Below are 13,316 nucleotides of genomic sequence, written 5' to 3'. Positions count from 1 at the left end.
CCATGCAACTCCATGTCACTCCATGGGCTAAAAAAGCCGGACCGGAGGTCCCGAACCGGTCTGCTGCGACGTAAAACGTCTTGACCTCACTAATTCACCAAAGTCATTTCTTCGACGAGGTGGGGGGCGCCGCCGAATTTATCGATGAGGAAAAGGACGTAGCGGATGTCCACCATGATGTTGCGGCAGATGCTGGGGTCGTAGTGCACGTCGCTCATGGTGCTTTGCCAGGTGCGGTCGAAGTTGAGGCCCACCAGGCGTCCGTTGGCGTCGAGGGCGGGGCTGCCGCTGTTGCCGCCCGTGGTGTGGTTGGAACCCAGGATGCAGACGGGCAGTTTGCCATCGGCGGTGGCGTAGCGGCCGTAATCTTTGGCGGCGTGTAGCTCCCGCAGGCGGGCGGGTACGTCGAATTCGTAATTGCCGGGGATGTATTTGGCGATCACTCCGTCGAGGTCGGTCATGAAGTCGAAGGTTTTGCCGTCCAGGCCCGTGAAGCCTTCGAACTTGCCGTAGCTGACGCGCAGGGTGCTGTTGGCGTCGGGGTAGAAGCGGCGCTCAGGGAAAAAGGTCATCAATCCGGCCAGGTACTTGCGCTGGAGGGGGGCCATGCGCTGGGCGATTTCGTTGTAGGGCTCGCCGACTTCCTTTTCGTTGAAGCGGTTGAGCTGGAGGACGAACTGGTAAGCGGGGTCTCCGTTGATTACGTCTACGGCGACATCGGGGTTGTCCTGCAGGAGCTTGATCAGGCGCGCGCCGCGGGTGAGGTAACTGCGTTCGAAGAGGTCGTTGATCAATTTTTGGCGGGAGCCGGCGAATTCGACCTGGTCGCGCACGTAAAAGCTCTGGTGGTTTTCGGGCACCTCATCGAGGTACACGGGAATGAGGGCCTGGGCAACGCGCTGGTCGATCCCGGGGTGGTAACCGGTGTAAAACTCTTCGAGAAAAGCCACGATGCCGGGGACCCTTTCGCGGAAAGCCGCCAGGCCATTGCTCTGAGCGATTTTCAGCTGCCCGCTGAGGAAACTGGCTACGCGGAAGAGGTCGATATTGTAATTCATTTCGCCGACGTAGGCGCGGGTTTTGGCGACGGCTTCCTGGCGGACAACCAGGGCATTGAGTTCGGGCAGGAGGGGGGCGTAGATTTCGGCTTCGGCGGGTTTAGCCTGGAGGCGGCGGAGAAATTCTTTTTCGAGGTCCTGGCGTTGAGCGATGGCGTTGACGGCAGCGACGCCCTCACTTTCGCCGCGCCACTTTTTCCAGGCGTTGGCAATGCGGGCCTGCTTGCTGGCGTAGTCGATTTTTACCTGAGCACTGGCGCGCATGGCGCTGTCGATGACGGCCAGGCTCAGGTCGCGCATGCCGATGCGGATGGGGTTGAGGACTTCTGTACGCTGCTGCATGGCCGAAGCGGGCAGGTACTGATCGGTCGTGCCGGGGAAGCCGAAGACCATGGAGAAGTCGCCGGGCTGGAGGCCCTGGAGGCTGATCTCGAGGTGTTTTTTGGGGGTGTAGGGGACATTGTCGGAGCTGTAGGCGGCGGGGCTACCGTCGGGGGCGGCGTAGATGCGGAAGAGGCTGAAGTCTCCCGTGTGCCGGGGCCATTCCCAGTTGTCGGTGTCGGCACCGAACTTGCCGATGGAGGAGGGTGGGGCACCGACCAGGCGGATGTCGGTGTACTTTTTGGTCACGAAGGCGAAGTACTGATTGCCGTCGTAGAAGGGTTTGACGAGCAGTTCCTCGTGTTCTTTGAGGGGGTATTTTTCGCGGAGCTGGCGGAGGTTTTCGGCAACCAGGCGCGCGCGTTCGGCTTCGGGTGTATCCGCATACACGCCGTCGAGGACCCGGGGGGTGACGTCTTCGATGCGGTCGATGAAGGTAACGAAGAGCCCGGGGTTGGGGATTTCCTGGGCGTGGTTGGCGGCCCAGAAGCCGTCTTCGAGGTAATTGTTTTCGAGCGTGGAGTGCGACTGGATGGCCGTGAAGCCACAGTGGTGGTTGGTTAAGACGAGGCCTTTACTGCTGATCACCTCGCCGGTACAGAAGCCGCCGAAGTGGACGATGGCATCCTTGAGGCTGCCGTTGTTGATGTCGTAGATGTCTTTGGCCGAGATTTTCATCCCCATCTCCTTCATCTCCGCCTCGTTGAGGTTTTCCAGGAGCAGGGGGAGCCACATGCCGCCACCGGCTGTGACGAAAAGGGGGAGTAGAAAGGGGAGGAGAAGGAGGAGTGCTTTACGGAACATCGGCGATTGGTTTACAGCTTTGGGTAGGGGATGTTAACGTTGGGAGGGATTGGTTTGGTTCAGGGTACTGGCGGACTTCCCTTGCTCTCCCCCTTTGGGGGTTGGGGGGAGTTCTGTCCCGGCACCTGCGTCCGCGCCCAAAATAAGGGTACTTTGGGGGGATGCGCGGGAAAAATGCGGTGGCGGACGCGCAACCAGGCGGCCCCGTGCCGCATTTCCCTAGCGGTTAGGTTATTGTTGGTCCCCCCCGTAACTTCGCCGCACCTCCTTTTGGATTTGACGATTTGGTATGATGAATAAAGGCAACAACACCTGGGCCCCCTTGCTTTTTGCCCTCACCCTGGCGGCGGGCTTGCTGATTGGGTACCGGTTGCAAAGCACTGCCCCCCTGGTGATCAGCGGCGAACCTGCCCTGGGCGGTGGCGGCCGCGTGGAAGAAATCCTGCGCTACATCGATGCGAAGTACGTAGACGACGCCAGCGGCAGCGAACTGCACGAGGCGGCCATTAACGCCGTGCTGGAACGCCTGGACCCCCACAGCAGCTACATTCCCGCCGACGAATTGCAGGCCCTCAACGAATCGATGGAGGGCAATTTTGAAGGCATCGGCATTGAATTTTTGGTCGTAGATGATACCATTACCGTCCTTTCGGCCCTGCCCGGCGGCCCGAGCGATCTGGCGGGCGTGCGCGCCGGCGACCAGGTCATCATGGTAGAAGACAGCCTGGTGACGGGCGTGAACGAGCGCAACATCGACCCCGCCAGCCTGATGCGCGGCGTGGCCAACAGCACCGTGGGCATCACCGTACGCCGCCCGGGCGAAAGCGAACTCCGCAAATTTTCCATCACCCGCGCGCCCATTCCCGTTTTCAGCGTCGATGCGGCGTATAAACTCGACGACAAAACAGCTTACGTAAAAATCAACCGCTTCAGCGCGACGACTTACGACGAGTTCGTCAAAGCCCTCGAAACCCACCTGGAAAACGGGGGGGCGGAACGGCTGGTCATTGACTTGCGCGACAACCCCGGCGGCTACCTCCAGCAAGCCACCAAAATCCTCAGCCAGCTCTTCCCCGAAAAAGGCCAACTCCTGGTCTATACCCAGGGGCGGAATTCCCGTCGCATCGACTACACCACCAACGGGCGGGCCTTTTACAACATCCGCGACGTGGCGGTGCTGGTGGACGAAGGCTCGGCCAGCGCCTCCGAAATCGTGGCCGGGGCGGTGCAAGACCACGACCGCGGCATCGTGGTGGGGCGGCGTACCTTTGGCAAGGGGCTCGTCCAGGAGCAATACCCCCTTAGCGACGGTTCGGCCCTCCGCCTGACGGTAGCGCGCTACTACACGCCCTCGGGCCGCAGCATCCAGCGTTCCTACGAAAACGGGGAAGCGGAGTACCGCAACGACATCAACGGCCGCTTCGACAGCGGCGAACTTACCGGCGATACGACGGTGGCGCAAGACAGCTCGGCCACTTTTTACACCACCAGCGGATTCCCCGTTTACGGTGGTGGGGGCATTACGCCCGACTACTTCGTGCCGCTCGATACCAGCCTCAACAACGAAGCTTTTCTGCGGCTGCGGCAGCAAATTCCGGCTTACCTGTTCGGCTACATCCAGACGAATCCCTGGGTGGAGAAATTCAAGACGGTCGACGACTTCATTGCCAACTACCGCATCAATATTGACGAGGTGCTACCGGCCCTGCGGCAGCGGGCGCTGGCGGAGTACGACGCCGATTTTGCGCCGATTCCCGCCCGGCTGAAGCCCGAGTTGGCGCATTATTTCCGCGCCCGCCTGGCGCGGCAGTTGTTCGATACTTCGGCCTACTGGCAGGTGCTGAATATGCGGGACGATATTGTTGCGGAAACGCTGCGGCTGCTCAATAATGAGGATCCTTTGGCGGCGGCGCGGAAGTTGAGGTGATGAGGTCAAGACGTTTTACGTCGCAGTGCATTGGTTTTTAGCCCATGGAGTGACATGGAGTTTTGCATGGAGTTGCATGGAGTTTTTTGGGAGTTGAGGTCAAGACGTTTTACGTCGCAGCGGATCATTTTACCTCCGGGGAAAGTACCTTCATCAGGGTGGACAGTCGACGTGAAACGTCTCGACCTCACGAAAAATCACCAGCGCCGCGTGAGCCCAATCAAATATCAAATATTGTCTATCATTCGGCGTATAACGCCGCAACCATATCCCGCCTAATCCAAACGCTCCACCGTTTCCACGCGGATGCGCGGCACCGCCAAACGGCTGCTGATGGGGCGGCGGCAGATGCTGTAGCCGTCGCGGACGGGCAGGCAGACCTCCACGCGGACGGGCAGCGTCATCATATTGCGGTCGTCGATTTCCTTGAGGGGCCAGGTGCGTTCGCTTTCCAGGACGACGTTGATCAGGCCGCGGCGCTGGTCGAGTTCCGCGCGGACCAGGCGGAGGTCCAGGGGATTTTCGGCGTAGCCCGCCGCGATGTTGGTAACGTTAATTTGGCCGAGGGGATCCAGGGGGTTTTCGGCATCGGTAACGTTGAGCGTCAGGTGCCACTGGAAGGCGTACTGGCCGTTGTTTTTGCGTTGCAGTTCGAAGCGTGCGCCGGTCATTTCCACCAGGGGGTGGGTGGAGGTGGGCAGGCGCTGGGAGACGGGAATGCGCAGGTCGGGCAAATTCCCCCGCGAGGGCAGTACCAGCTCATAGTACAGCGGTACCATTTCGATAGCCCCGGGCTGCTCGGGTATGAAAAGATCGGGGGAAGTGTTGCCGCCGATGGAAAAAGAGAGTCCGGAGGTGCCGGAGGTGACTTGCAGCGAAGGCTCCCCGCGGTAGGCGCCGCCGCGGACGTTGTCCAGTCGCCAGCCCGCGCCCGCCAGGGCGGCGGGCAGCCCCGGGACGCTGATGGCGTGGCGGTGCGCACCCCCTTCGCGCAGGGGCTGGGGGTTGCCGCCGTTCAGGGCGGCCACGGGCGTATTGCGGAAGTAGGCCTCAATGTCGGCCGGCGTGGGCAGGGGGGCGAAAAGCCGGTCGCGCTGGTAGGGCCCTTCGAAATCGGTGTAAACGATCGTTTCCCAGTCGGTGCCGCTGAAGGAATTGCTGTTGGTGCGTCCTTTGCCGGCTTCGGCGTTGAGTTTGCCGGCGAAGGGGATGCTGACGTTGACGCCGAGGGTCTGTTCCGTGGCGGCAATTTCGTTGGCTTCCGTCAGGTGCTTGATCATCACGCCTTCAAACTGCGTGAGGTAATAGGCGCGGTTGAGGTAGTCGGGGTGCTCCTGGTAAAAGCGCCAGAGGCGGGCCATCAGCTCGGTGGTGCGGGCATCGTTGGCGGCCAGGATTTCGGCCAGGGGGCTCACGAAGCTGCCGGCTACGGCCACAACGGTGCTGTTGCGGCGCGCGTCGGTATCCAGAGCGGCGGAAAAGGCGAGGTAGGGTGGTTTGAAGCCGCCGTCGAGCGAAGCCTTCAGGTAGCCGCTGCAATTTTTGGTGAGCAGGAAAGCGTCGAAGCCCGGCCGGGGCTCGGGCAGCAGGTTCACGCCGTCGGCGGCGTTAAAGAGCAGCTGATCGGCGCGGTAGCGGATCATATCGAGCGGAAAAGTGGTTTCCTCGCCAGTAAAAATGTAGCTGAGGAGGTTGCCGCCGTTGATGTCGGCCTTTTCCACGCGGGTGCGCAGCGAGCGGTTGCCCAGAAAGCGGTCGATGGTGGGCGGCGTATAGTCGCGGTTGCCGCTGGGCTTGGTGAAGCCGCAAAAGTCGTAGTGGCGCTGGAACACCCCCTGCAGGGCATTGCCGAGGGTCGTCCGCCCGTAAGCGCGCTCCGGGGGCCAGGCGACTTCCTCTTCCCCCCCTTTGCGGCGCTGGGCGCTCAGGGCGGTGGAAGTGATGAGCAGGGCGAGAAACAGGATGAAACTGGGGCGTGAAACGATCATTTTGGGCAGCTTTCTGGTCTTGGCTGGGCCTGCTTGGTGGTGGTGTTGGCCCGGAGATCCCGAATGTACAATAATGATGGTCAGCGCGGGGGTATTGTGTAGCGGCTGCTTTTTTTCGAGCCGCTTTTGGGGGGATTTACGGAGCGGCGGGTAAGCTGGTTTTTGTAACGGGGCATAGGTGGACTTTGCGGCGCAGTGTTTTACGCTGGGCGCGGCCGCAGGTGCTCCCCCCCGACCCCCCGAAGGGGGGAGAATGGACAAGGAGCAGGGGAAGCCCCCAAGTACCGTCGCGGCTTCCGCCCGACTACCAAGACTTAAGGCCCTGTTTAGCCCATGGAGTTGCATGGAGTTCAGCATGGAGTTGCTTGGAGTTCCGCTCAAGGTATTGTCGCGGCTTCAGCCCGACCACCAGACCAGAGGTCCTTATTGGCCCATGAAGTCGCATGGAGTTTGGCATGGAGTTGCTTGGAGTTCTGCTCAGGTAAGGTCCCAGCCTTCTATGAACTACTGAACTACTGAACTACTGAACTATGAACTATGAACTATGAACTACTGAACTATGAACTACACCCTTGCAAAATCCCCCCCACCGCCCTACCTTCCACCCGGTGAAACCCTTCGCCTATTTCCTATCGCACCGCACCACCTGCCCGAAACCCGCTTCGACGCATGGACGGCGAAGCCGTGTTGGGGGGGAGGGATATCAGCGCCGCAGCCGTCTTTAGTTGTGTATAATCGTAAGTAAACGTTTAAATAGCAACTATCTATTGGTTGACACTGCAGTTTTGTGGTCCACAACCATAGTTAAGGATGCAAAAGCTGCCGCAAAATGAAGAAACACTTTACTGGAAATTATCGATCCCTTACGACCTGTCCCTGATTGCTCGGGTAAAGCGCCTGGCGGGAGCCAAGTGGCAGGCCCAAGAGCGGTGCTGGAGCGTATCGGCGACCGAATCGAATTCCACACTGCTCCACGAATTGCAGCTAATTAACTATTTGACGACGGGTCAGATTGCAGCAAGGCCAGTTCCTGAGCTACCTGAAATAGATAACTTCCCAATCGGCACCACCGGGCAACCCCGCCCAGAAGGTGATAGCTCCGACGTAGGCAGCCCTGCGGCTGTCGCATTCGCCCCCTCCGACATCCCCGGGGTTTCGATGTCAGGCGACATAGGTGCTTTGCACCGTCCAATAGCGGAAGTTGACATTGAGCGTAAAGGAAAATGGCTCTGCGTACGCATGGCCTATTCCGCTACGGAGGCTGCCTTTTTACGTTCTCTGCCACAGAGTTGGTGGCATAAAGGGGACAAAGTTTGGGTACTTCCCGCTCGCCCGGCAATCCTTACCTGCTTGCGTGAACGTTACGGTGTTCCCGCCGCCGAAACCTACCAGACCTGGCTGGAGCTGTTGCGGCAGTGCGAAGACCCCGTCGTCATTACACTTTACGAGAGCCCTGAATTTCCCGGCGACTTACTCATCAAGGTCAAAGGCTACGGTGCAGACCAGGCGTGGCTGAAAAGTTTGCCCGACCGGCAGTACGACCGAGCTGCCCAGCGGTGGCAGGTACCGAAGCGCCCTGGTTTGGCGGAACGGATCAAGACGTATTACGAGAGGCGAGGAGACCAGGTCATTGACCGGATCAGTGTTGAGAACGCTCATTCCACCAAACGCCGCAAGGCTGCTGAGCCAGGGGAGCAAGACCATCTGCTGAGTAAGTTCTCCCTTCAGCTACGCCCACAACTCAAGGCATTTACGGATGCCTTGTTGCGGATGCACTACAGCAGGAGTACCATAAAGCAGTACACAACTTGGTACGCCCGCTACCTGGAATGGTTGGGGGGGAAGGTAGCATCCGAGAAAGCCACGGAAAAGCACGTCAACGCTTACCTGTCCAGCCTTGCCGGGGCTGGAGCCTCGGATAGCCAACTGCACCAGGCCGCCAATGCCAGCAAATTTTACTACGATAAAGTAATTTTCCGGCCAGATTTTTCTTTAGAGCGGGTGCAGCGTCCGAGAAAAAGCCTTACTTTGCCGTCGGTTTTATCGATTCAAGAAATAGACCGGCTCCTACGCGCCAGCGAAAACCTTAAGCATTTGACCATCCTCTACACCCTTTACAGTTCTGGATTGCGTCTGGCCGAGCTACTGGCCCTACGGCTGACGGACGTGCATTGGGAGCGCAACCAACTGCTGGTTCGGGAAGGCAAAGGCCGCAAAGACCGGGTAGTGATGTTGAGCCAACAGCTCAAAGCCATGCTGCAACAGTATTTTGAGGCTTACCAACCCAAAGGATGGTTGTTCAACGGTCAGGACGGGGAAAGCCCTTATTCTCCCCGCAGCGTGCAGGCGGTGGTGCGTGCCTGCGCCCGGCGTGCGGGCATCCACCGCAAGGTGACGCCACACACCTTATGCCACTGCTTTGCCACCCACTTACTTGAACGCGGTACCGACGTGCGCTACATCCAGGAGCTGCTCGGCCACAAAGACATCAAGACCACCCTGCTCTACACCCACGTATCCGATCAGCACCTGCGCAGCATCGTCAGCCCTCTGGATGACCTCCTGGGTGGCGAAAAGCGCAAGTGAGATACAGGATTGTTGCGGGTATAAGGTAGTTAGCTGCAAGCATAAACAAAACATTCCAACAGAATTAACCAACAATAGAAATTATGAATAAAATCAAACTAGGAATCGGAATCGGACTTCTCTTGATGACAACCTTGGCTTGTCAATCGAAAAAGAATAGTGAAGACAATCAGAGTTCTGACAAAAAAATATCAACTCAAGAATTAGTAGAAAATGGAATAAGAAGAATAGACGATACTGGCAAAAGTGATTCCATTACTACTACGCTGGAATTGCGTATGAAAGAATTGAACGTAATCGGAGTTAGTATTACGGTTTTTGACAACAATGAAATACTCTGGTCAAAGGGATACGGATATAGCAACAAAAAAAATGGCGAAAAAGTAACTGAAAACACCCTTTTTCAAGCCGCATCAATATCCAAACCAGTTGCAAGCGTGGGTGCTTTTAAATTAATCGAACAAAATAGATTTGACCTTGACGAAAATGTAAATTTAAAACTAAAACGTTGGCAAGTTCCTGAAAACGAATTCACCACTAACGAAAAGGTTACCGCAAGTAGAATTATGAGCCATACTTCTGGATTAAGTACATCAGGATTCCAAGGCTATGAGATAACGGACTCAATTCCAACATTAAAACAGATTTTGGAAGGCAGTAGCATAACAAATTCAGAACCAGTTCGTGTAGTTCAAATACCTGGCGAATCCGAAAGGTATTCTGGCGGAGGTATGACTGTTCTTCAAATGCTAATGGAAGATGTTAGTGGTCAAGAATTCCCGAATTTAATGGATAGTCTGGTGTTGAATCCTGCAGGAATGACGAACAGTACATTTGCTTATCCAATTCCAGAAAAAATAGAAAATAATATTTCAATGGGTTATGATGAGAGCGGAAATGAAATTAGAGGTGGTTACCACATATATCCAGAAAAGGCTGCTGCTGGACTTTGGTCTAATCCAACCGATTTAGCCAAATTTATGATTGCATTAGGAAAGTCTTACAGAGGCGAGGAGAACTCAATTTTAAAGCAATCATCAGCAAAAAAAATGATGACAAGAGTTCCAAACGCTGGTGCAACTGGAATCGGAATTGATGGCGAAGGTAATGCATTTCGATTCAGACATACTGGAGGAAATGCAGGTTTTAAGTGCTACGCTGTATCTTTTGCGAATAATGGTCGAGGAGTTGTAATTATGACAAATTCAGACAACGCATTTCCATTAATTCACGAAATAGTAAGAGCAGTTTCGGAAGAATATGACTGGCCACCAATGTGGATGAGGGAATAACATTTTGAATCAAACCAGAAATGCCAGCAGCTAACATTGGCTATAAGCAATTGGGGAGTAAGTGTTTAACGCAACTTACAAATATAAATTAAAGGTTCGGTGCTAAACCGAAAAGTTTGGGCTTAAAATCCCCAACTGCTCATAGCCGAGACCGTTCCATGCAAGTGATGAAATTAGGATATATTTGGTGCTAGAAAATCTTATAAAATTATTTTCCATATATAAAACTATAAATATGATTTTCCGAAGAAGAATTTTGGGCATACTTTTTTTGTCCGTATTTGTCCAATCAATTTGTGCTCAAGACATACAATATGTCAATGTTTTGCGGGCTGCTGTTTGGGATGATGCTGAAATTACAGTTTGTTGGGAGAACCCAGACCCCTCCAATACCAGAGAAAGAAAACTAGTAGAAAATGCAGTCAAAAATACTTGGGAAAAATATAGTAGTATTCAATTTACTGGGTGGCAAAAGTGTGGCACTTTAAGAATTTTAAGTTCGGAGTTACGGATAAAAATTGCAAATGAACATCCTCATACTAAAGGTTTAGGCAAAGAACTAAACCACGTGGAGGCAGGTATGGTTCTTAATTTCGACTGGGATGGATGTTCATTTTCCAATGATTATTGTATAAAAATAATTGCTGTTCATGAATTTGGCCACGCACTGGGTTTTTCTCATGAACATAATAGATCTGACTGTGGATGTCATGAACAGCCACAGGGAACAGATGGCGACTGGTATGCTACACCTTGCGATATTGAATCTGTTATGAACTATTGTAATCCCAATTATAATAATGGTGGGGAATTAAGCGAATGGGATAAGATAGGTTTGCGAAAGGTATATGGACCTTTTAATCCGCAAGGAGATCGAGTTGTAGCAATCATTGGTGGTAACCTATTTGGAATTGAAGGGAATACATACTCATGGACTAGATTGATGAATGGTGTAACCCAAGCTTCTATATCCGATAATCGTATTGGAGTTATAAAGAGAGATAAAACAGCTTGGGTAAAAGAAGGAGGTCTTGATTCGGATTGGGTTAAAGTTGCTGATGATGCGAGCAAAATTCAATTATCAGGTAATAGAATCGGAGTAATTATCAGTGGTAATTTGCACGTAAAAGAAGGAAGTATAAATTCAAATTATGATAAATTACTTGATGGCGCTGTGAATTTTTCCTTAAGTGCTAATAGAGTTGGAGTCATATCATCAGATGGAAAAGCTTTAGTAAAAGAAGGAGCTTTGAATTCTAATTGGGTGCATGTTGCTGATAATTGTAGATCGATAGAGTTAACATCAAATAGGATTGCAGTTTTATTAAATGATAATCGATTGATGATAAAAGAAGGTTCAATTAACTCTACATATGTTCATGTTGCTGATAATGTAAGTGAATCACAATTAAGTAATAATAGGATTATCGCAATGATTAATGATCGCACAGCATGGGTGAAAGAAGGTAGCCTAAACAGTAATTGGACCAAAATAGCAGACGGCGTAATTGATATAAATGCTAGTGGTGATATTTTGGCAGTGGTATTGGATAATAGTAATGCTATGCTTAAAAAAGGCACAACAAATCAAAATTGGGGACTTTTAAATATAGGAGTAAGCAGCTTGTATCTTCCTAATAATTAGCATGCATGGAACATTGCGCACACGTCAACCGGCTTAGGCCGGCTGCGTGTGCGCATCCGTTGTGTGAAATTAAAAAAAAATCAATATGAAACATGCAGTAATAATTTTCTTCTCAGCGATATTTTTGCTGATAATCTCATGTAATAAAGAAGAAAATATTCAACCGAATGAATCCGTTGAGCCGATAGCTGAAGGCACCTTTGCAATTTGTACGACTGTAACTGACCCTAATCCAGATGCGGAAGTATCCCCTACTATAAGCTTAGTTGTTCAAAGAGGATAGAAGTGGCCAAATGGAGCAAACCTTGTAGTTAAGTTTTTATCTGGGTCTAGCTTTCAACGTGATCAAGTTAGATCTATAGCACCTATGTGGTCTGAATACGCAAATATTAGCTTCACGTTTAGTCAAGAAGGTGAAAGTGATATTCGTATAGATTTTAATACTTCAAATATAAATAATTCCTATGTGGGTAAAGATGCATTAGGGATTCCTAATGATGAAGCTACAATGAATTTAAGCTTCAATCAATTTAGTAGTTCACTTAGGATAGAACAAGTCATATTGCATGAGTTTGGTCATGCAATTGGTTTTAAACATGAACACCAACATCCAGAAAATGGTATTGAATGGGATAGAGAAAAGGTATACGCCTATTTTGCTAATCTACCAATTAATCAGAGATGGTCAAGAGAAGATGTTGATAGAAATATATTCAATGTTTTGGATCGAGATCAGACTAACTTCTCCAGATATGATCCTGAATCAATAATGCATTATTCGTTTCCTTCTGACTGGACACTTAATAATTTGGCGGTGTATCATTAGTAATGGCACTCTGTAAAGGAAGATGGCAGCTGGGCAAGTTCACTATCTTAGTGGCGACAAAACTCAGTAAGAATGCTTACCTGCCCAAGCTGCACGAGCTGCAAGATAATCATGTACGGCAAAACTCACCACCAAAAGCAACGTTTTCGTTGTAAGGATTGTAACAGACAGTTTGTCGTAGATAATGGCCACTTGATCAGCAAAGAGAAACGTGGATACATTGAGCGACTGCTTAGCGAAAGGGTAAGCTTACGTGGAATTTGTCGTTCCATGGAAGTGAGCATGACTTGGCTGATGAACTTTGCGGCTTCAATCTGGGAGCAAACGCCGGACAATTTGGGAGTAGATTACGAGCTCCTAGAGAATCTGAGTGATGAAGAGCTACAATCCGTTGAAATTCAATTAGATGAGATGTGGTCTTTCGTCGGCTGCAAGAAAAACAAGCGTTGGATTTGGGTAGTCTATTGCCCAGCGATCAAGCAGGTTTTGGCCTTTCATGTTGGAGGTCGAGGCAAAGCGGACGCCGAAAAAATGCTAGATAAGCTCCCGCAACGGTTAAGAGATCACTGCCAGTTTGCTACCGATTACTGGGAGGCATACTACCAGACGATACCAAGTGACCAGCATCATCCGAGTAAGGCGCTTACTTTTTTCATTGAAGGTTATTTTACGGGCGTCAGAGCAAGGGTAAGTAGATTGGTTCGGCGCAGTGTCGCTTTCTCGAAGAAGCTAGAGAACCATGTGGCGGCCATTGGCTACTTCCTCTGGCAGCGAAACTTGATGGCTCACCATTACTATTGATACACCGC

The 13,316-nt window shown here is 52.3% G+C and carries 8 protein-coding genes and 1 pseudogene; 7 read left to right on the top strand and 2 right to left on the bottom strand.

Annotation, left to right across the window (positions count from 1 at the left end):
* Nucleotides 1–89: 89 nt before the first annotated feature.
* The gene (locus H9S92_RS20075) at nucleotides 90–2,243 is read right to left on the bottom strand and encodes a S46 family peptidase (protein WP_187468492.1); all 2,154 of its coding nucleotides are present in this window, start codon (nucleotides 2,241–2,243) and stop codon (nucleotides 90–92) included.
* Between the two features lie 289 nt (nucleotides 2,244–2,532).
* Between H9S92_RS20075 and H9S92_RS20070 the strand changes: the two genes are divergently transcribed.
* Nucleotides 2,533–4,170, top strand: coding sequence for a S41 family peptidase (locus H9S92_RS20070; RefSeq protein ID WP_187468491.1), 1,638 nt, complete (start codon nucleotides 2,533–2,535; stop codon nucleotides 4,168–4,170).
* A gap of 275 nt (nucleotides 4,171–4,445) precedes the next feature.
* On the opposite strand, the gene H9S92_RS20065 is transcribed toward H9S92_RS20070, so the two are convergent.
* Complete coding sequence (locus H9S92_RS20065) at nucleotides 4,446–6,158, bottom strand: hypothetical protein (RefSeq protein ID WP_187468490.1); 1,713 nt, start codon at nucleotides 6,156–6,158, stop codon at nucleotides 4,446–4,448.
* Between the two features lie 1,350 nt (nucleotides 6,159–7,508).
* Between H9S92_RS20065 and H9S92_RS20060 the strand changes: the two genes are divergently transcribed.
* The 6 genes and pseudogenes from H9S92_RS20060 (at nucleotide 7,509) to H9S92_RS20035 (ending at nucleotide 13,308) form a co-directional block, all read left to right on the top strand.
* The gene (locus H9S92_RS20060; protein WP_187468489.1) at nucleotides 7,509–8,744 is read left to right on the top strand and encodes a tyrosine-type recombinase/integrase; all 1,236 of its coding nucleotides are present in this window, start codon (nucleotides 7,509–7,511) and stop codon (nucleotides 8,742–8,744) included.
* Between the two features lie 83 nt (nucleotides 8,745–8,827).
* Nucleotides 8,828–10,036, top strand: coding sequence for a serine hydrolase domain-containing protein (locus H9S92_RS20055; RefSeq protein WP_222936189.1), 1,209 nt, complete (start codon nucleotides 8,828–8,830; stop codon nucleotides 10,034–10,036).
* A 235-nt stretch (nucleotides 10,037–10,271) separates the two neighbouring features.
* Nucleotides 10,272–11,681 carry a hypothetical protein gene (locus H9S92_RS20050; RefSeq protein ID WP_187468488.1) on the top strand — a complete coding sequence of 470 codons (1,410 nt, stop codon included), beginning with the start codon at nucleotides 10,272–10,274 and terminating at the stop codon, nucleotides 11,679–11,681.
* 85 nt (nucleotides 11,682–11,766) lie between these two features.
* Nucleotides 11,767–11,964 carry a hypothetical protein gene (locus tag H9S92_RS20045; protein WP_187468487.1) on the top strand — a complete coding sequence of 66 codons (198 nt, stop codon included), beginning with the start codon at nucleotides 11,767–11,769 and terminating at the stop codon, nucleotides 11,962–11,964.
* Nucleotides 11,965–12,021: 57 nt separating this feature from the next.
* A pseudogene (locus H9S92_RS20040) lies at nucleotides 12,022–12,507 on the top strand (M57 family metalloprotease); the annotation flags it as partial.
* A 72-nt stretch (nucleotides 12,508–12,579) separates the two neighbouring features.
* Nucleotides 12,580–13,308: an IS1 family transposase gene (locus H9S92_RS20035; protein WP_264757905.1), complete on the top strand. Its 729-nt coding sequence runs from the start codon at nucleotides 12,580–12,582 to the stop codon at nucleotides 13,306–13,308.
* Nucleotides 13,309–13,316: the final 8 nt, after the last annotated feature.

The sequence above is a fragment of the Neolewinella lacunae genome, from assembly GCF_014349155.1.
In the GTDB taxonomy this organism is placed as follows: Bacteria; Bacteroidota; Bacteroidia; order Chitinophagales; family Saprospiraceae; genus Neolewinella; species Neolewinella lacunae.
This window is presented reverse-complemented; position numbering and strand designations above follow the sequence as displayed.